General features: G+C 55.5%; 20 protein-coding genes. 17 read left to right on the forward strand and 3 right to left on the reverse strand.

What is annotated here, in order from left to right; translation table 11 throughout:
• The first annotated feature begins 81 nt into the window (after positions 1–81).
• The 7 genes from ptsP to smpB all read left to right on the forward strand — a co-directional run bounded on the left by ptsP (position 82) and on the right by smpB (position 9,056).
• Entirely contained in the window at positions 82–1,809 is a 1,728-nt protein-coding gene (ptsP, locus tag LKE23_RS09820) for a phosphoenolpyruvate--protein phosphotransferase (protein ID WP_291977171.1), read from the forward strand.
• Positions 1,810–2,065: 256 nt separating this feature from the next.
• Positions 2,066–3,451: an amino acid permease gene (locus LKE23_RS09825; RefSeq protein ID WP_291977172.1), complete on the forward strand. Its 1,386-nt coding sequence runs from the start codon at positions 2,066–2,068 to the stop codon at positions 3,449–3,451.
• A gap of 89 nt (positions 3,452–3,540) precedes the next feature.
• A complete protein-coding gene (locus LKE23_RS09830; RefSeq protein WP_291977173.1) occupies positions 3,541–5,073 on the forward strand; it encodes a ClC family H(+)/Cl(-) exchange transporter in 1,533 nt (510 codons plus the stop codon).
• A gap of 65 nt (positions 5,074–5,138) precedes the next feature.
• Complete coding sequence (gene secG / locus LKE23_RS09835; RefSeq protein WP_057806936.1) at positions 5,139–5,378, forward strand: preprotein translocase subunit SecG; 240 nt, start codon at positions 5,139–5,141, stop codon at positions 5,376–5,378.
• Between the two features lie 63 nt (positions 5,379–5,441).
• A complete protein-coding gene (locus LKE23_RS09840) occupies positions 5,442–6,209 on the forward strand; it encodes an alpha/beta hydrolase (RefSeq protein WP_291977175.1) in 768 nt (255 codons plus the stop codon).
• Positions 6,199–8,565: a ribonuclease R gene (gene rnr, locus LKE23_RS09845; RefSeq protein ID WP_291977176.1), complete on the forward strand. Its 2,367-nt coding sequence runs from the start codon at positions 6,199–6,201 to the stop codon at positions 8,563–8,565. Before LKE23_RS09840 ends, rnr begins: the two co-directional genes overlap by 11 nt.
• A 17-nt stretch (positions 8,566–8,582) precedes the next feature.
• Complete coding sequence (smpB, locus tag LKE23_RS09850) at positions 8,583–9,056, forward strand: SsrA-binding protein SmpB (protein WP_267201298.1); 474 nt, start codon at positions 8,583–8,585, stop codon at positions 9,054–9,056.
• Between the two features lie 53 nt (positions 9,057–9,109).
• Here smpB and LKE23_RS09855 read toward each other — a convergent pair whose 3' ends face one another.
• Complete coding sequence (locus tag LKE23_RS09855) at positions 9,110–9,679, reverse strand: LURP-one-related/scramblase family protein (RefSeq protein ID WP_291977177.1); 570 nt, start codon at positions 9,677–9,679, stop codon at positions 9,110–9,112.
• 135 nt (positions 9,680–9,814) lie between these two features.
• On the opposite strand from LKE23_RS09855, the gene LKE23_RS09860 reads away from it, so the two are divergent.
• From LKE23_RS09860 to LKE23_RS09880, 5 genes are all read left to right on the forward strand, one after another.
• The gene (locus LKE23_RS09860) at positions 9,815–10,519 is read left to right on the forward strand and encodes a uracil-DNA glycosylase (RefSeq protein WP_291977178.1); all 705 of its coding nucleotides are present in this window, start codon (positions 9,815–9,817) and stop codon (positions 10,517–10,519) included.
• A gap of 40 nt (positions 10,520–10,559) precedes the next feature.
• Positions 10,560–11,534 (forward strand): phosphate acetyltransferase, encoded by a 975-nt coding sequence (gene pta, locus LKE23_RS09865; protein WP_291977179.1) that lies wholly within the window; start codon positions 10,560–10,562, stop codon positions 11,532–11,534.
• Positions 11,535–11,605: 71 nt separating this feature from the next.
• A complete protein-coding gene (locus LKE23_RS09870) occupies positions 11,606–12,043 on the forward strand; it encodes a hypothetical protein (RefSeq protein ID WP_291977180.1) in 438 nt (145 codons plus the stop codon).
• A gap of 70 nt (positions 12,044–12,113) precedes the next feature.
• Positions 12,114–12,572 carry a tRNA (adenosine(37)-N6)-threonylcarbamoyltransferase complex ATPase subunit type 1 TsaE gene (tsaE, locus tag LKE23_RS09875; RefSeq protein ID WP_291977181.1) on the forward strand — a complete coding sequence of 153 codons (459 nt, stop codon included), beginning with the start codon at positions 12,114–12,116 and terminating at the stop codon, positions 12,570–12,572.
• Positions 12,572–13,063: a GNAT family N-acetyltransferase gene (locus LKE23_RS09880; RefSeq protein WP_291977182.1), complete on the forward strand. Its 492-nt coding sequence runs from the start codon at positions 12,572–12,574 to the stop codon at positions 13,061–13,063. Before tsaE ends, LKE23_RS09880 begins: the two co-directional genes overlap by 1 nt.
• A 44-nt stretch (positions 13,064–13,107) precedes the next feature.
• Here the strand turns inward: LKE23_RS09880 and LKE23_RS09885 are convergent, their stop codons facing one another.
• A complete protein-coding gene (locus tag LKE23_RS09885; protein WP_291977183.1) occupies positions 13,108–13,644 on the reverse strand; it encodes a 3'-5' exonuclease in 537 nt (178 codons plus the stop codon).
• A 134-nt stretch (positions 13,645–13,778) separates the two neighbouring features.
• Here LKE23_RS09885 and murB point away from each other — a divergent pair, with 134 nt between their 5' ends.
• Positions 13,779–14,672, forward strand: coding sequence for a UDP-N-acetylmuramate dehydrogenase (murB, locus tag LKE23_RS09890; RefSeq protein WP_291977184.1), 894 nt, complete (start codon positions 13,779–13,781; stop codon positions 14,670–14,672).
• Positions 14,673–14,831: 159 nt separating this feature from the next.
• Positions 14,832–15,758 carry a ribokinase gene (gene rbsK / locus LKE23_RS09895; RefSeq protein WP_291977185.1) on the forward strand — a complete coding sequence of 309 codons (927 nt, stop codon included), beginning with the start codon at positions 14,832–14,834 and terminating at the stop codon, positions 15,756–15,758.
• Between the two features lie 49 nt (positions 15,759–15,807).
• Here rbsK and LKE23_RS09900 read toward each other — a convergent pair whose 3' ends face one another.
• A complete protein-coding gene (locus LKE23_RS09900; RefSeq protein WP_366512164.1) occupies positions 15,808–16,461 on the reverse strand; it encodes a DUF1361 domain-containing protein in 654 nt (217 codons plus the stop codon).
• Between the two features lie 128 nt (positions 16,462–16,589).
• Between LKE23_RS09900 and cdaA the strand changes: the two genes are divergently transcribed.
• From cdaA to glmM, 3 genes are read left to right on the forward strand one after another with little or no spacing between them, the layout of a single operon-like run.
• Complete coding sequence (gene cdaA / locus LKE23_RS09905) at positions 16,590–17,438, forward strand: diadenylate cyclase CdaA (protein WP_291977187.1); 849 nt, start codon at positions 16,590–16,592, stop codon at positions 17,436–17,438.
• Positions 17,425–18,303 (forward strand): CdaR family protein, encoded by an 879-nt coding sequence (locus tag LKE23_RS09910; protein ID WP_291977188.1) that lies wholly within the window; start codon positions 17,425–17,427, stop codon positions 18,301–18,303. The genes cdaA and LKE23_RS09910 overlap by 14 nt, the downstream gene beginning before the upstream one ends.
• Positions 18,304–18,320: 17 nt before the next feature.
• Entirely contained in the window at positions 18,321–19,676 is a 1,356-nt protein-coding gene (gene glmM, locus LKE23_RS09915; protein ID WP_291977189.1) for a phosphoglucosamine mutase, read from the forward strand.
• The last annotated feature ends 99 nt before the right edge of the window (positions 19,677–19,775 follow it).

The following is a 19,775-nucleotide window of genomic DNA, read 5'->3' on the forward strand; positions in this document are numbered from 1 at the left end:
TTGCGTCAAAGATGTTATAATACCAAAAGAGTGCATTTGCCCAGCAGCACCAGCAGGTACACGGAGTAAGGGGGAAATAACATGTCTCAAGACATTCAGGGAATTGCAGCCAGTGACGGCATCGGCATTGCGCCGGTCTATTTGCTGACGCCGCCCGACTTATCGTATCAGAAGCGGCGGATTGATGATCCCGTGCAGGAGTATCAGCGGGTCAAGCAGGCCTTCGCGGACTCCATCGAAGATCTTCAGCAGATCAAGGAGAACGCCAAGCAGCGGCTCAGCGACAAGGAGTTGGATGTCTTTGACGCCCACATCACGATTCTGTCGGACCCGGAAATGCTCGGGCAAATCCAAAACGAAATCAACGATCTGCGAGTCAACGCGGAGGAGGCCGTCTCTAAGGTGACGGGCAACTTTGCCAACATGCTGGCGGCGATGCGGGACAATAAGTATATGCAGGAACGGGCGACCGACGTGCGGGACATTGCCCAGCGGACCCTTAGCCACCTGCTAGGCAAGAAGCTGCCGAATCTCGCTGCCATTACCGAGCCGGTGATCGTGGTGGCCCACGAGCTGACCCCTTCGGATACCTCCCAGATGGATCCGCGGCTGATTAAGGGGATCGTCACCGACACCGGCGGCCGGACTAGCCATGCTGCCATCATGTCGCGGACCCTGCGTATTCCGGCGGTGGTTGGCACCAACGTCATCACTGAGCAGGTCAAGAACGGCCAGCGGATGGTGGTCGACGGCTTGAGCGGTCACGTGATTGTCGATCCTTCGAATACCGAAATCAATGCGTACCGGCAAAAGGCGGCCGGTTACAGCGAACAGAGTGCCGAGTGGGCGCAGCTGGTTGACGCTCCATCCGTTTCCAAGGATGGCAAGCGATTCCACATTACTGCCAACATCGGGACCCCGGATGATGTCAACGACGTGATCAAGCAGGGGGCCGAGGGAATTGGCCTTTTCCGCTCCGAGTTTCTCTATATGGGTAGCGACCACCTGCCGACCGAGGACGAGCAGTTCGAGGCCTACCGGCGGGTGATCGTCAACATGCAGGGAAAGCGAGTCGTTGTTCGAACCCTGGACATCGGTGGCGACAAGCCCCTGCCGTTTTTGCCCCTGCCACGGGAAATGAATCCCTTCCTTGGCTACCGGGCCATCCGGATTTGCCTGGACCATCCCGAAATTTTCAAGCCCCAGCTGCGGGCCCTGATTCGCGCCTCCCAGTACGGGCCGTTATCGATCATGTTTCCGATGATCGCCACGATCCAGGAGTTGCGCAAGGCCAAGCGGATCTTTAACGATTGCAAGCAGGAGCTGCAGATGAAGCAGCCCGGCATTGGGGACGACATCCGTCTCGGAATGATGATTGAAATTCCGCTGGCGGCGGTCAATGCTGAGAAAATGGCCCGGGAGGTCGATTTCTTCAGCATCGGCACCAACGATCTCATCCAGTACAGCTTCGCGGCCGACCGGGGCAGCGACGCCGTATCCTACCTCTACCAGCCGCTGAATCCAGCCTTCTTGAACCTGGTGCGTCACATTATCCTTGCCGGTCACAAGTACAACATTCCGGTGGCGATGTGCGGCGAGATGGCCGGCGACAAGTGGGCGCTGCCACTTTTGATGGGGATGGACCTGGATAACTACTCGATGTCCTCATCCGGCGTGCTGCGGACCCGGAGCATGATGAAGCACCTCGATACGACGGAGTGCCGCCACGTGGTCAATGACGCCATCACCAATTGTTCCACCAGCCAGGAGGTCAAGTCCCTGGTGCGTAATAGTTTGAATATCAAGTAAGTGAAGGAGACTGGGAATTAACCCAGCCTCTTTGCTGTTATATAGCCATAAATGCTGCAACGCGGTAGCTGGCTGGATTCCGAACGTTGATAAATCAACGCCCGGAACGCCTAGCCAGCCTCGCGGGGGTGGGAAGACGAACTCGCAAGCGAGTTCTGTCCCACCGCCTTTTATCTCCTGATAAGAAAAAACATGGAATTTGTGTCAGAAATGTCCTATAATCTGGAAAGCAAATAGGGAAAGGAATCTGATAACAATGAAAGATACTGCGCCAAAGCTCCGGCGGTCGATGACGGCGGGGCAGATGGAGATGATTTCTCTTGGTGGTGCGATCGGGGTTGGCCTCTTCATGGGGGCAACCTCGACAATCAAGTGGACTGGGCCGTCAGTCCTTTTGGCCTACGCCTTCGTCGGCCTGATCCTCTACATCGTAATGCGAGCCCTCGGGGAGATGATTTACATCAACCCGGGAACGGGGTCGTTCGCGGATTACGCGACCGAATACGTCCATCCGCTGGCCGGTTACCTGGCTAAGTGGGCCAACGTTTTCGAATACATTGTGGTCGGCATGTCCGAAGTGGTGGCGGCGACCGAGTATCTGAAGTACTGGTGGCCTCACATGCACACCTGGGTGGCCGGAATCGTGATCATCGTCTTCTTGGTCCTCGCTAACCTGGCAAGTGCTAAGGCCTATGGCTCCCTGGAGTTCTGGTTTGCGATGATCAAGGTCGTCACGATCATCTTCATGATCCTGCTGGGCTTCATGGTGATCTTCTTCGGCTTCGGCAACGGCGGGCGCCCAACCGGCTTTTCCAATCTCTGGGCTCACGGTGGTTTCTTCACCGGCGGGGTCTCCGGCTTCTTCTTCTCAATGTCGATCATTGTCGGCTCCTATGAGGGAATCGAGCTGCTCGGCATTTCCGCCGGGGAGGTGGCGGATCCGCAAAAGGCGATCGTCAAGTCGGTCAAGTCGGTGCTTTTCCGGATCCTGATCTTCTACGTCGGGGCGATCTTTGTCATCGTCACGATCTACCCGTGGAATAAGCTGAGCAGCGTTGGTTCGCCCTTCGTTTCGACCTTCGCCAAGGTGGGAATCACGGCGGCCGCCTCAATCATTAACTTCGTCGTGCTGACCGCGGCCCTGTCCGGCGCCAACTCCGGAATTTACAGTTCCAGCCGGATGCTCTTCAAGCTGGCCCACGAGGGGGATGCGCCGAAGATCTTCGGTCGACTCTCCAAGCGGGTGGTTCCTGACGCGGCGATCCTGGGTATCTCCGGCGGGATTCTGCTGGGCTTTATCATCGACATGGTGGCCTCAATTTACAGCAAGTCGACGGCCGACATGTTCGTGGTCGTCTTCTCGTCCTCTGTTTTGCCGGGGATGATCCCGTGGTTCGTGATTCTGCTGGCGGAGATGCGGTTCCGGCGCAACAATCCGGACCTGATGACCGACCACCCGTTTAAGCTGCCGCTTTACCCGTTTTCAAACTACTTCGCCTTCCTGATGCTGATCGTGATTGTGATCTTCATGTTCATCAACCCGGATACCCGGGTTTCGGTCATCGTCGGGGCGGCGGTACTGATCGTGGCCACCCTGGTTTACCTGGTGCGGCACCACGGTCAATTGCAAACTAAATCCTAAAACCTACCTGTCCGGTCCGCGAAAATTTTTCGCGCGCCGGACATTTTTGGTATAGAATGGTTTGGTCAAGTAATTTGAGGGAGAATGATATGCAGAAAATTCAGCACGACAGTCAAACTAAACAGCTTTTCCGCGCCATTCTGATTGGCCTCCTGGCGGGAATCGTGGTCAGCCTCTTTCGCCTCGCAATCCAGCACCTGCTGGAATTCGTTGGCCACAGCTTCCAGTACTTCCACACCCACCCAGTCTGGTTGATTCCCTGGGCGCTCGGCTCGGTCGTCCTGGCACTAGCCCTCGGGATCATGGCCCAGCGCAACCCCAACATCAAGGGCTCCGGGATTCCCCAGGTGGAGGGCCAGCTGACCAGCCAGTTCGATGAAAAATGGTGGCCGGTGCTCTGGCGTAAATTTGTCGGCGGAATCCTGGCAATCGGTTCCGGCCTCTATCTGGGACGGGAAGGACCGTCAATCCAGCTCGGTGCCACCGTCGGCCAGGGGGTGGCGGAAACAATGCACGCCAACCAATTGGATCGACAGGTTGGAATCGCCAGCGGTGCCGCGGCCGGGCTTTCAGCGGCCTTCAACGCGCCGATTGCCTCGACGATCTTCATCTTAGAGGAGGTCTACCATAACTTCTCGCCGGTGATTTGGCTGGCAACCTTCGTCTCGGCCCTCTGCTCCAACTTGGTCTCGATGGTCTTCTTCGGCCTGCACCCGGTCCTCGACGTACCCTATAACCACATGCTGCCAACCAGGTACTACTGGCACCTGATCGTCCTCGGCCTCTTGCTCGGCCTGTTGGGGCGCTTCTACCAGGTCGTGATTTTGCGATTGGGCAAGTGGACCGCTAAGCTGAAGTGGCTGCCGCCGTTTGCCTACCCGGTCATCCCCTTCCTGCTGGTGATGCCGATCGCCTGGTATTGGCCGCAGACCCTTGGCGGGGGGAACCAGCTGATCGGGCTTTTGCACCAGCTGCCGATTTCCCTCTGGCTCTTTATCGGCCTCTTCGTGCTGCGCTTTGTCTTTTCAATGATTAGCTACGCCTCACAGCTGCCCGGCGGGATCTTCCTGCCCATTCTGACCCTAGGGGCGGTCCTCGGGGCGGTTTACTGCGCCCTGATGGTTCAATTGGGCCTCCTGCCGGCCCGCTACCTGCCGAACTTTGTCATTTACGCGATGGCCGGTTACTTTGCCTGCATCAGCAAGGCGCCCTTTACCGCCATCCTGCTGATCACCGAAATGGTCGGCTCCCTGGCCCACCTGATGCCGCTGGCGACGGTTGCCGTGACTGCCTACTTAGTTGTGGATTCGCTGCACGGGGAACCGGTCTACACGGCGATGTTCAACGCCTTTATCGGCAAGCACCCGCAGCGCTGTGAGCATAGTGCGACCGTGCCGGTGACGATTTACAAGGGGGCCGCACTGGATGGCCGCTTGATCAAGGACTTTGATTGGCCGGCCAACAGCATCGTGACCCTAATCTATCGCGGGGAGGATAAGCTGATTCCCAACGGGAAAACGAAGCTAATGGCCGGGGACACGATTCTGGTCCGGGCCAACTTCGCACCCGATAAGCGGGCCTACCGTCAGATTATGAATGCGGCCCACCGAGCGGACGTATAGCAATCGCTGCTTGGTTATGTTATGATATTAAAGATATAGTGGGTAAGTATTAGGAGGAAGATTCCTTGTATAACACATTAATGACTTTATTTTTAATCGATTGCGTTGTGCTAATTGCCTGTGTCATGATGCAGCCAGCAAAGAACGATAACGATGCAATGTCTGCCCTGACCGGTGGTGCCGGTGACCTGTTCTCCCGGCGCAAGGCTCGGGGCTTTGAAGCGGTCATGCAAATTGTGACGACAATCTGTGGGGCGCTCTTCTTCATCCTGGCGTTGGCATTAGTTTACGTATCATCACATTAGACTTTCAGTTGTGTGCCCCCTGACCAGTTCCAGGGGGCTTTTTTCGTGAAGGGATGACTTAAGATGGAAACCTATGCGGGAGACTCTTTTTATTTCCGGGGCGGCCGGCAAGCCGTAGTGCTGCTCCATGCCTACTCGGGCAATACCAACGACGTTCGGATGCTCGGTCGGGAATTGCAACGCCACGGCTACACGGTGCTGGGGCCGCTATTTAGCGGTCACGGTGGCGATCCGGTCCGGATTTTGCAAAAGGGCAGTCCGGATGACTGGTGGGCGGACACGCAGCTGGCCATCCGTCGGTTGCGCGACAACGGCTTTAGCCAAATCGCCGTTTTCGGCCTGTCCTTAGGCGGATTGCTGGCAACCCGGGCGCTGGAAAACGATTCGCAGCTGGCCGGTGGGGGCGTCTTTGCCTCGCCGATTACAACCTGGGGCGAATCCAACGTGCCGGAATACTTTCCGCGCTTGGCCGACGACTACTACCGGCGGGTTAGAATGCCCGCAGATGAGGAGAAAGCCAAGCTGGCCTGGATTGACCAGCACCTGCCGGCCCAGTTAGCGCAGATTCAGCAAATGGCCCATGATCTGGCCATCAACTTGGAAAAAATCAAGCAGCCGTTTTTCATTGGTCAGGGTGGTCAAGACGAGATGATCGACTCCGCTTCTGGTGAGCAGCTGGCACAGCAGTTGCGTGCGCAGGGCACTCCAGTCGATTACCATTTCTACCCAACGGCCACGCATCTCTTAACGGTTAACTCGGCCCACCGTCAGCTCTTTGCGGACGTTACTAATTATCTACAAAAATTATTCGAGGTATCAAATGAACAATAAAGCAGATTTAGCAGAACAGATATTAAAATATTTACGCGACAACGCGGGGGTGAGCTACTCCGCCGAGCGGATCGCCTACCACTTTGGGATGGACAATGGCGACCAGTTCACGCCGGTGGTCCAGACGTTGGCAAAGCTGGAACGGGAGAAGAAGGTCCAGGTTACCGACCGGGGCGAGTTTGAGGCCATCATTAAGCAGGAGCCATTGGTCGGCACCTTCCACGGCAACGACAAGGGCTTTGGCTTTGTTGACTATGATCCGGACCTGCCGGACATGTACATCAATCCCGACCACACCATGCACGCCCTAAACGGCGACCAGGTGGCAGTCAAGGTCCTGCGGCCGGGCAAGCCGGGCAGCGACCAGGGGCCCGAGGGTCAGGTCACCGAGATCGTTGAGCACAATTACGAGCGGGTCGTCGGCGAATTCAAGCAGGAGACCATCGGCAACTACATCGGTGAGATCCTGCTCAAGGACAAGAAGCTCAACACCTACCGCTTCTTCGTTTCCGACCAGGGCCTGAAGCCGCTGGATGGTCAAGTGGTTACGGCGACCGTCGCCACCTACCCGGACGACGAATCCCCGAAGATCCTGACCGGGGCGGTTACCGAGGTCATCGGTGACAAGGACGAGCCCGGCATCGACATCATGTCGGTCATCTACGCCCACGACGTTCCCCACGAATTTCCGCAGGAGGCGATCGACCAGGCCAACAAGATCCCAATGCACGTCCTGCCGGAAGAACGGAAAGGGCGCAAGGACATCACCGATCAGCCGCTGGTTACGATCGATGCCATTGAATCCAAGGACTTGGATGACGCTGTCGTTGCCTGGAAGATGGACAATGATCACTACCACCTGGGGGTCCACATTGCCGACGTCAGCCACTACGTCAAGCCGGGAACGCCGCTGGACAAGGAGGCCTTCAAGCGGGGGACCTCGGTTTACCTGACCGACCGAGTAGTTCCAATGCTGCCGAAGCGCCTGTCAAATGGGATTTGCTCCCTGAACCCGGGCGAGGACCGGCTGGCAATGAGTTGTGAGATGGAAATCGACGAAAACGGGAAGATCGTTAACCATAAGATTTTCCCAAGCGTGATGCGTTCCCACGCCCGGATGACCTACAAGGCGGTCAACCGGATCCTCGAGGCTCACGACCAGAAGACGATTGACGAGTACAAGGACCTCGTCCCGATGTTTGAAACGATGGGTGAACTCCATCGGATCCTGCTGAAGAACCGGCACCGTCGCGGGGCAATCGACTTTGATGCACCGGAGGCCAAGATCATCGTTGACGACAAGGGTCACACGATTGACATCCAATTGCGGGAACGGGGCCTGGCCGAGCGGATGATTGAGTCATTTATGCTGGCGGCCAATGAAACCGTTGCCGAGCACTACTTCAAGGAGAAGGTGCCCTTCCTCTACCGGATTCACGAAAAGCCGGATGAGGACCGGATCAAGTCCTTCGTTGACTTCCTGAGCGTCTTTGGGATCACCGTCCACGGTGATGTTCACAACGTTAAGCCGAAGATGCTGCAGAACGTTCTGAAGCAGGTTGCGGGCAAGCCCGAGGAACAGATGGTTCAGGTCATGATGCTGCGGAGTATGCAGCAGGCCAAGTACTCCGACGAAGAGGTCGGGCACTTCGGTCTGGGTGCCCCGTACTACACCCACTTCACCTCACCGATTCGGCGTTATCCTGACGACACGGTGCACCGCCTGATCAAGTGGTACCACGAGCACGGCAAGGGTGAAAAGGCCAAGGCTCACTGGCGCGACAAGCTGCCGGTAATCGCCGAGCACACCTCGGTCACCGAACGACGGGGCATTGACACCGAGCGGGACGTCGACAGCATGAAGAAGGCAGAGTACATGGAGGATCACATTGGCGAAACCTTTGACGCCGTGGTCAGCTCCGTGATGAAGTTCGGCCTCTTCGTTGAATTGCCAAACACCGTCGAGGGCCTGATCCATATCAGCGTGATGGATGACGATTACTACGAATACTCCGAAAAGCACATGGCCCTGATCGGCCGCAAGACCCACCGGATTTTCCAGATCGGCCAGCCAATCCAGGTCAAGCTGATCCGGGTAGATAAGGACCTGCGCGAGGTCGACTTCAAGCTGGTTCACCCGGAAAACACGCCAACCACTAAAATTCGGATCCCGCATGATGATCACCGCGGCGGTCGGCGGCGTGGTGGCAATAACCGCGGCCACAATAATAATCGTCGTGACGGCGGGGCCCACAACGGTCACGTCAACAACCGGCAGATCAACCGGGGCCAAAGTCGCCACCACAATAACTCCCGGGATCACCACCAGGAGGGACGGCGGAACCGGCGTCACTAAAATAATGGAGGGATAAAATGGCAAAGAAATCCCAACAAAAGAACAACGATAATTTAATTGCCCAAAATAAAAAGGCCCGCCACGATTACTTCGTGACGGACACCTACGAGGCGGGACTGGTGCTGACCGGGACCGAGATCAAGTCGGTCCGGGCGCACCGGGTCAACCTCAAGGATGGTTTTGCTCAGGTCAGGAATGGCGAGGCCTGGCTGATGAACGTTCACATCAGCGAGTACGACAACGGGACCTACTTCAACCAGGACCCGTTGCGCAATCGCAAGCTGCTCCTGCACAAAAAGGAGATTCACAAGCTGACCGGTGAGCTGCAGAACAAGGGGGTTACCCTGGTTCCGCTGAAGATGTACATCAAGCACGGCTACGCCAAAGTCCTACTGGGGGTTGCCAAGGGGAAGCACCAGTACGACAAGCGCGAGGACATCAAGCGCCGCGAGCAGAACCGTGAGATCGAACGGGTAATGAAACATTATTAATTAAGGACAAATCAAAAAAGGATCAAGCACGAAAAATGCTTGATCCTTTTGCTTTAATATAAAACGTCCGAATGGCTTCGCCGCAGGGTGATACCCATGCCGAGATCACCGCACGTTTGCGGGTTGCGGAAACGGAGCCGACCGGGTTCACGCTGCCCACGGCGGGCCCAGTGGTCGAGAACGCTGGCGACGAGGATCGCCAGCGGCTCCTCCTCCTGGTGCTCAATCGTTAGCTCATGGTAGTAATTAGAGGTTAGTTCGACGGGTTGGATGGAGAAGACCTTGTGACCCCCCTGGAAGACCCGGTAGCGACCGGCGAGTGGCGAGCCAACGATGATCCAATTGAGGCCCCGAATGTAGATCACCTGGCGAACAAAGCCGAGGGACTTGCCGACGGTACCGACCTTTTCCCGGTTAACGTAGAGGGAGAACTTGGGAAGGAGACCGAGCGACTGCTGCTTGACCTCGGCGAGCAATTCTCCGTTAATGGCATAAAGGGAGAGGACGTCGAGGCGCATCCCCCACTTACCAACCAGCAGGTAGCACGACCGTCCCTGGTGGTCGCGGATGACGGTCGTGCCGTGGAGATCCGTGGCGTGATCACGAAGATAAAGTTTGCGCATAATTTCACCACCATTCTGCCTATTCAATAACATTTTACCAGTTTATTGAAGAAATGCCTACTAACAAAGCGTTTTCATTTTGGTGAGCAGAGCCTTAACAGATATGCTAAAATAGGAAACGAGGTGCTGATAGTCATGAAACAACTAATTCATAATGACTGGTGGGGTGTTCTAGAACCACAGTTTGAGAGTGCATATTATGCGCAGCTACGCCAGTTCCTGAAGGAAGAATATTCGCATTACACGGTTTATCCGGAGATGCACCACATCTTTGAGGCCTTCGAGTGGACGCCGTTTCATAAGGTTAAGGTCGTTATTCTCGGCCAAGATCCTTATCATGGTCCCCACCAGGCCCACGGCTGCAGCTTTTCAGTGCTGCCCGGGGTACCGGTGCCGCCGTCTTTGCAGAATATTTATAAGGAATTGCAGAGCGATGTTGGCTGCACGCCCGTTAACCACGGCTACCTGAAGAAGTGGGCTGACCAGGGAGTGCTGCTTTTGAACTCGGTTCTGACGGTCCGCGATGGCCAGGCCTTTTCCCATAAGGGTCACGGTTGGGAGCAGCTGACGGATGCGGCGATCCATGCCTTGTCCGAGCGCCCTAAGCCGGTGATCTTCATCCTGTGGGGACGGGCCGCGCGGGACAAGAAGAAGCTGATCAACCTGAACACCAACATTGTTCTCGAATCGGCACACCCGAGTCCGCTCTCGGCTAACCGGGGATTCTTTGGCTCCCGGCCATTTTCCAAGACCAACGAAGCACTTCAGGCAATGGGAGAAAAGCCAATTGATTGGCAACTACCGGCCCAGCCAGTTGTTGACGAGCGAGTAGCAAACTAGGATTGTAGATACTTAACGATCACTAGAGGAGGTTTGCATAATGGAATTATTTGATGAAATTGCGGCAAAGGTCAAGGGACAAAACAAGACGATTGTGTTCCCAGAAGGTGAAGATAAGCGGGTTCTGGGCGCTGCCATCCGCCTGCAAAACGACGGCCTGGTAAAGCCAATCCTGCTGGGTACCCGTGCTGACATTGAAAAGACCGCTAGCGACAACGGCTTTGACATCAGTGGCCTGGAAATCATCGACCCAGCCGAATACCCAGAGGCTGACAAGAAGGCCATGTTTGATTCCCTCCTGGAACGGCGGAAGGGCAAGAACACGCCGGAACAGGTTACGGAAATGCTCAAGGACGTCTCCTACTTCGGGACGATGCTGGTCTACATGGGCAAGGCCGACGGAATGGTTTCCGGTGCCGTTCACTCCACTGGTTCAACCGTTCGTCCGGCACTCCAGATCGTTAAGACCAAGCCAGGTGCACGGCGGATCAGCGGGGCCTTCCTGATGCTCAAGGGCGACCAGCGCTACGTCTTCGCTGACTGTGCAATTAACATCGAATTGGACGCACCAACGATGGCCGAGGTGGCCGTTCAGAGTGCCGAAACCGCAAAGCTCTTCGGCATTGATCCAAAGGTTGCCCTGCTGAGCTTCTCTACCAAGGGCTCTGCTAAGGGTGACATGGTTACCAAGGTTGCCGACGCCACTGCTAAGGTGCACGAAATGGCTCCTGACCTGCCAGCCGATGGTGAGCTGCAGTTTGATGCCGCCTTTGTTCCAGAGGTTGGTGCACTGAAGGCTCCGGGCTCCAAGGTTGCCGGTCACGCCAACGTCTTCATCTTCCCAAGCCTGGAAGCAGGGAACATTGGCTACAAGATTGCTCAACGGTTTGGTGGCTTCACCGCCGTTGGTCCAATCTTGCAGGGCCTGAACGCTCCAATTGCCGACCTGTCACGGGGTTGCAATGAGGACGACGTTTACAAGGTTGCCATGATCACGGCTGCCCAAACACTGTAAATTAAAGATTGAAATTAAAACGGGATCCCGGTGTCAGATGGACGGTGGGATCCCATTTCTTAATTAAGGGGGTGGCGACAATCAAACGGTGGCTGATTTTAGGAATCATCATTATCGGTGGTGGCCTGTTGGCACTGACCGGGATTGCCCAAGCCAATGGTCGGGAGGCGGTCGAATCCGCCCTGCAGGAAAATCTGACCCAGGTTCGCACTTATGCCGACAGTGACCCGGGCAACTACGGCTATGCCAAGTACATTCGGCGCATTCATTACCGCGGCGGCAACCGGTGTACGATCCAGGTGAGCCCAGAGTTTAAGGGCCTGTCCGCGGCGGATCGTACTAGCGTCATCAATCAGACCCAAGCGCTGGCCAAGATGGTCCTGGTCGATCAGGGAGCCCGGACGAAAAAGCAGGTGCGCGCGGGACTGGTGGTCACGATCCGGGCTGGTCGTCAGACGCTGGGCCGCTCGCGCCCCAGTCAGCACTATCATTATTCCTGGACTCATTGAGCGGTCGGCTTTGTCATCTGGGGCCCGGTAAGTTAAAATAGGGGCAGATTGATTATTCGAGGTGCACACAATGCAAAAATTAACCTTAACCAGCCGGGACGAGACGATCGCCCTGGGTGAAAAGATTGGCCGCCTGCTCAAGGCTGGCGACGTCCTGGTCCTGGATGGTGATCTGGGTGCCGGCAAGACGACCTTTACCAAGGGCCTGGCGAAGGGACTGGACATTCCCGACCTGATCAAGAGCCCGACCTTCACGATCATTCGGGAGTATCAGGATGGCCGCCTGCCGCTCTACCACATGGATGCCTACCGGCTGGAAAACGGTGGGGCCGAGGACCTGGGGCTAGAAGAATACTTTGACAGCGACGGGGTTAGCGTCGTCGAGTGGGCCCAGTTCGTGGAAGACGAGCTGCCGGCCGATTTCTTGGCCATCCACTTCAAGCGGACGGACGACGAAAACACCCGGGTGCTGGAATTTGAACCGCATGGTGAACACTTCACTGCCCTGGTCGCTCAGGTGGCGAACTGATGGCAGATGAGGTAGAAATCAAGCTGGCAACGGGTGATGACGCGCCCCAGGTACTAAAGTTTTTGCGGCAAGCGGCGACCGAGAGTGACGCCGTGACGGTGCCCCATCTTGCCCAAGTCACCGTTGACCAGGAAAAGCAAAACATCGACCTGATCAACCAGTTCGACGACTGCGTGATCATGCTCGCGATGCTGGGCGAGGAGATCCTGGGGATTGTCACGGTGATGGTGCTGGAGTCCCAACCCACGGCGGGGGAGCTCGGCGTGGTGGTTGCCAAAAAGTATTGGCGCAACGGAATCGGTCGGCTCCTGGTCGAGGAGGCCGAATACTGGTTTGACAATTACAGCAGCCTTGAGTCGCTGGTGCTGACGGTTTTCACTACCAACACGCCGGCAATTAAGCTTTACCAGGGCTGTCACTTTGTCCAGACCGGCACGACGACTGAGGAGGGCCGCCCAGCCCTAGTGATGGAATATCGGCCAGCTGAATAGCAAAAAAGCTTCGGGAAGCAAGATTCCTGAAGCTTTTTGATTTCTTAGCCAAACATCTTGATGAAAGGCTTGATTTTTTGGTCGCCGAAATGCTGGTCCTGGTAGAGTAGAATGTTGGCGCAGGCTTGGGCATCGTCAAGGGCGTTGTGGTGGTGATGAAGGTCAATGTTGAGGGCGTCGCAAACCGTGTTGAGCTTGTAGTTGGCAAGGCCGGGAATCAGCTGCCGGCTGGAGCGGACCGTGTCCAGGGTCTGGTAGGCCGGTGGCTCGATCCCGTAGTGCTCCAGGGTGCTCTTTAAGACATTGTTGTCGAAGCGGTTGTTGTGGGCAATTACTAGCTTGTCGGGCGTGTAGAAGGATTTGATGTGTTCCCAGACGGCCGGGAAATCAGGCGCATCCTGGACGTCTCTTTCGTGAATTCCGTGGATCTGGACGTTACGCCAGAAGAAGTCGGTGTGGGGGTTGATCAGGGTGTAGAACTCGTCGGCAATTTGGCTATCGCGGACGATCGTCAGGGCCAGTGAGCAGGCACTGTAACGCTTGCCGCTGGCGGTTTCAAAATCCATCGCGATGAAGTTCATGAAGCTGCCACCTTTCATTTTGTTATTATCACTATTCTAGCGGGCTTCGATCGTTTTCGCAAAAGTTCTGCAGAAATCATGATACAATTAGGGGCAGAGTCAAAATTATGGATAAGAAAAGGAAGGCTTACTGAATGGCTAACTTAATGAATGAATTTCCGGAGATTGATATCAAGCAGGACGAACCCTTAATGAACTACACCTACACGCGCACGGGGGGACCGGCGGACTGGCTGGCCTTCCCAGAAAGCGTCGACCAGGTCAAGCAGCTGGTTGACTACGTGCGTGAACACCAGATGCCGCTGACGGTCTTGGGGAACGCCAGCAACCTGATCGTCCGCGACGGGGGAATCGATGGCTTGACGATCATCCTGACCCGGCTGAACAAGATCACGGTCAAGGACAACCAGGTGACCGCCCAGGCCGGAGCTTCCTACATTGACACGACGATTGCCGCCCGGGACCACAGTCTGACCGGCTTGGAATTTGCGGCCGGCATTCCCGGCAGTATCGGTGGGGCGGTCTTCATGAATGCTGGGGCCTACGGTGGTGAGACCCAGTTCGTGGTCACCGACGCAACGGTAATGCTGCCGGACGGGACGATCAAGCATTATGATAACCAGGGCTTGGACTTTGGCTACCGGCACAGCAGCGTCCAGGACAATCACGGGGTGGTATTAGACGCCACCTTCACCCTGAAACCGGGTAATTATGATGAAATCAAGGCCAAGATGGACGACCTCAACGAACGGCGGGCCGCCAAGCAGCCGCTGGATCTGCCATCCTGCGGGAGTGTCTTTAAGCGGCCCAAGGGCTACTTTGCGGGTAAGCTGATTCACGATGCTGGCCTGCAGGGCTACACGCACGGTGGGGCCCAGGTTTCCACCAAGCACGCTGGCTTTATCGTCAACATCGATCACGGCACGGCCAGCGACTACCTGGCAGTGATTCACCACGTCCAGGAGACCGTTAAGGCCAAGTTCGGCGTCGACCTTGAGACTGAGGTTCGGATTATCGGTCGGAATTAAAAAAATTTAAAGTGGGGCTCCGGCTGATCAGACCGGGCCCCATTTTAGCTTAGCTTTATAAAACGTTTTACGTTTTGGCCCCTTAGGCTTTGTAATCGTTTTATGGGTATGCTAGAATAAATACTGTTAAGAATTCGGTTAAATAAGGAGGCTCAAAACATGAGCAAAAAAGTAGTTGTATTAGGTAGCATCAATGTTGACACGACGTACCACGTTGACCGTTTCCCACAACCAGGCGAGACGATCTCTGCTAAGAGCAAGAGCTCGGCCCCGGGTGGCAAGGGCGCTAACCAGGCCGTTGCGGCGGCTCGTTCTGGCGCCAAGACTTTCTTCATCGGTGCGGTTGGCTCCGACAGCGAAGGTCAGTACATGCTTGAGGCCTTAAAGGATAACGACGTTGATGTTCATCACATCACGGTTGACAAGTACCACGGGACCGGCTCCGCTGCCGTGACCCTGGACGCGGAAGGGCAAAACGACATCATGATTTATGGTGGTGCCAACCAGGCAATGACGCCCGACCTGGTCAACGACATTGACGATGTTCTGGATGGCGCTGACTTCCTGATCAGCCAGTTCGAAACCCCACAGGATGTCACCCTGGCGGCATTTAAGAAGGCAAAGGGACACAACGTTACCACGATCCTGAACCCGGCACCGGCTCACGACATTCTGCCGGAACTGCTGAAGTACACTGACGTGATCGCACCGAACGAAAGTGAATGTGCCCTTTTGACGGGGATTGCAATCACCGACGAAGATTCGATGCTCAAGAGCGCTGACTACTTCCGCAAGCAAGGGGTTAAGCACCTGCTGATCACCCTGGGATCCAAGGGGGTCTTCTACTCCTGCCCAGGCGACAAGTACGGTCTGGTGCCAGCATTTAAGGTTCACGCCGTTGATACCACGGCGGCCGGTGACACCTTCATCGGGGCCCTTTCATCTCAGTTGGAAGACGACCTGTCCAACGTGGCGGACGCTCTGGTTTACGCCCAGCGTGCTTCCAGCCTGACAGTTCAGGGGATGGGGGCAATGCCATCAATCCCAACGGCTGACAAGGTTAAGGCTGCCCTGGCAGAAAAGTAACTTAGATCAAAAAAAGAAGCTCATTTCCGTTTGGAAGTGGGCTTTTTTATTATTTATAGGCTTGGCAGATTTTGATGAACCAATAAACGACCAGTTGAAGGACGGTCATGATCGCGGCGAAGACTAGCATCTTGGGTTGCCAGATTCCCCAGAGTTGACGGAAGAACCAAGACGGGGTGAAGAGCAGGTAGATGGAATGCAGCCGCAGAAAACGGCCGATGTAGATGCCGACGCTGGCCAGGAAGGTGAAAATGATGATCCAGACAAAGCGCAGCCAGGAGTGGTGCGGCGTGGTCAGGTTCGTCAACTGGCGGGCGACCCGCTCCATGGTGATGGTGCCGATCAAAAGACAGCTGAGCGCACAGATCATCATGATGGCAAAGACCAGCCAGATGTAGGGATCGGAGCGCAAAATGCCGTTGATGCTGGTGTGGGGATGAAGCCAGGAGAGGTGGAAGAGGTCGGTCATCACGTAGGGAGCGTTGGGATAGAAGGCCAGCCAGATGAGGAGCAGGAGCCAAAAGGCCAGTGCCCGCCGATCGTTGAAGCGGTGCATCTGGAAGCTGAGCTCGATGGGGACGTAGCCGAGAAAAGTATTCAGTGCCATGAAGTCGTAGGGGGATTTCATGAACAGTTTCAAAAGGATGATTAGGACCCAGAAGAAGAGGCGGATCTGCCAGGTCGGTGAGAGACGCTTAACCATCGCCATACCCCCTTAAATAAGAATTAATCATGACAATCATATCAAATATTTGTGAATTTAGTGTGGCGCTTTCGCCAAATGCAAAAAATGATATAATATGATCGTGAATTTAGAGGATGGTGAATGCGATGCAGTCTATAACTTCGCTTTTGACATGGCAAAATCTGGTTCACCTCATTGATATTTTGGTCATTTGGTTCTTGATCTATGAACTGCTGATCCTGATTCGCGGGACGCGGGCTGTCCAGCTCTTTCGTGGAATCCTGATCATCATCTTGGTCAAGGTCATCTCCTGGTATGCGGGCCTCAGTACCGTTTCCTGGGTGATGGACCAGATCCTCAATTGGGGTGTCATTGCCATCGTGATCATCTTCCAACCCGAAATCCGCCGGGGGCTGGAGCATCTGGGGCGTGGGACCTTCCTGAGCCACAACCAGTCGACCAACGAAACCGAGGAGGAAATGATCAAGCAGCTTGATAGTGCGATTCAGTACATGTCGAAGCGGCGAATCGGTGCCCTGATCAGTATTCAGATGAAGACGGGGCTTGAAGAGTACATTGAAACGGGGATTCCGCTCGATGCGGATATTTCCGGCGCCCTGTTGATCAACACGTTTATTCCGAACACGCCGCTGCACGATGGGGCTGTGATTATCAAGAATAACCGGATTGCGGTGGCGGCGGCCTACCTGCCCCTGTCCGACAGCAAGCTGATCCCCAAGGAACTGGGGACCCGGCACCGGGCGGCGGTCGGGATCAGTGAGGTCACGGATGCGGTCACGATCGTGATTTCCGAGGAAACGGGCGAGGTCTCGATCACTAAGGACAACGAATTGATCCGCAACATGTCGCAGAACGATTACCTGAAGTTCCTGCGATCGCAGCTGTGCACGCACGAACCAGCTCACGAGAGCGTTCTGACGCGAATCTTCTCGCTTTTTGTAGGACATGGAGGTGGCCGGCATGGACAACAATAAGGGCTTTTTCAGCCGTAAGTGGGTGCTGCGACTTTCCTCGTTAATTCTGGCCATCATGCTTTTTGCCTACGTTAACGGCAGCAAGAGTGGCTTTTTGCGCCAGACGACCCGGGGCAGCAACAACAGCGCCCTGATGTCGAACAAGTCGGCCACGATCAAAATGCCCTTGGACATCACGATCGATAATTCCAAGTACGTGGTGACGGGTTATCCGCAGTACGTCAAAGTCAAAATCACGGGACCGTCCGCTCTGGTAACCACCACTACCAACACGCAGAACTTCAAGGTTTACGTCAACCTCGGCAAGCTGGGGCCGGGCAAGCACCAGGTGCCAATTAAGACCAGTGGCCTGAACTCGGAGCTCAAAGCGACGGTAGTGCCGAAGGATATCAACGTCCGAATCCAGCAGCGGCGCACGGTCAATATGAAGGTCACGGTCCGGGTCAACTCGCGGAACCTGGCCGATGGCTATCAGGTTGGTCGGGCCCGGGCGGACGTCAGCAACGTTCAGGTCACCGGGGCTCAGGATCAAGTTTCACGGGTAAGCCGGGTGGTTGCCTATGTCGTTGTGCCGCGGGATGCGAAGAGCACTCTGGAGCGGCAGGTGACCCTCCAAGCCCTCGATAAGAACGGCCAAATCTTGAACGTCTCGATCGTTCCGACGACCACCAACGTTACCGTACCGATCAATTCAAAGAACGGTGACGATGACAGCTCGAGCAGCAGTTCGTCGGGGACGGATGACGAGTCCGCATCCAATTCCTCTAGCGGGAAAAAGGTGCAAACTGGCTCATCAAGTAGTAGCATAGGTAATAATACGAATGACAACACGAGCTCGACCGAATCGAGCAGCAGTCAGTCTTGATAAATAAGGAGTATATGATGAAACTGAAATATTTTGGTACCGATGGTGTTCGGGGAGTTGCAAATAAAGATTTGAGTCCGGAACTGGCCTTTCGGGTTGGCCGTGCGGGAGGCTACGTTTTGACGCGTCACTCAGAACGCAAGCAGCCCCAGGTATTAGTAGCCCGGGATACGCGGATTTCCGGCCAGATGTTGGAAAACGCCCTGATTGCCGGGCTTCTCTCCGTCGGCATTGAGGTTCTGCGGCTCGGCGTTGTGACGACGCCCGGGGTTGCCTACCTGGTTCGGGCCCAGGAAGCCGATGCCGGAGTGATGATCACGGCGAGTCACAACCCGATTAAGTACAACGGGATTAAGTACTTCGGGGGCAACGGCTTCAAGCTGTCCGACGACCTGGAATACGAAATCGAGCAGTTGCTGGATGCCAACACGGACGAGCTGCCACGGCCATCGGATAAGGGCCTCGGGACGGTGGCCGATTACCACGAAGGAGCGTTGAAGTACACCTCCTTCCTTGAGCAGACGGTTTCGACCGACCTGTCCGGCTTAAAGATCGTAGTAGACGCCGCTAACGGTGCCACCAGTGCCTTTGTCTCCAACCTCTTCGCCGACATGAACGTCGACTTTACCGCCATCAATGCCAAGCCGGATGGCCTGAACACCAACCTTCACTGTGGTTCGACCCACCCAGAAGGACTGCAGAAGGCGGTTGTTGAAAACGGCGCCGATCTTGGGGTGGCCTTCGACGGTGACGGTGACCGTTGCATTGCCGTCGACAGCGAAGGAAACATCGTTGATGGTGACAAGATCATGTACATCTGCGGCAAGTACCTGGACGCCAAGGGCATGCTGAAGAAGGACACGGTGGTAACGACTGTGATGAGCAACCTGGGGATGTACAAGGCCCTGGAGGCTCACGGCATGAAGAGCGTTAAGACGAAGGTCGGTGACCGCTACGTTGTCGAAGAAATGCTGAAGAACGGCTACAACCTGGGTGGTGAACAGTCCGGGCACATCATCTTCCTCGACCACAACACGACCGGGGATGGGATGTTGACCTCCCTGCAATTGCTGTCGGTTGTCAAGGAAAGTGGCAAGAGCCTGAAGGAACTGGCCAGCGATGTGCAGACCTACCCACAGGAGCTGTTGAACATCAAGGTTGCGGACAAGGCTGCCGCAATGGACAATCCAAAGCTGAAGCAGGTGATTGCGACGGTCGAGGAAAAGATGCACGGCGACGGTCGGGTTCTGGTTCGGCCGAGCGGGACGGAACCGCTGCTGCGGATCATGGCCGAGGCCCCGACGCCGGAGCTCGTTCACCAATATGTTGAAGAAATTGGTGATGTTGCCCGCGCCGAGCTAGAAGTTAAGTAGTAAAAAGAAACTAAAACTGGTTTGCTTTACGAAAAGTGAACCAGTTTTATTTTTTGCCTATTTTTTTGACCTAGACCAATGCAGGGCCTTTAATTGACA

It is taken from the genome of Limosilactobacillus sp. (genome assembly GCF_022482365.1).
Taxonomy (GTDB): domain Bacteria; phylum Bacillota; class Bacilli; order Lactobacillales; family Lactobacillaceae; genus Limosilactobacillus.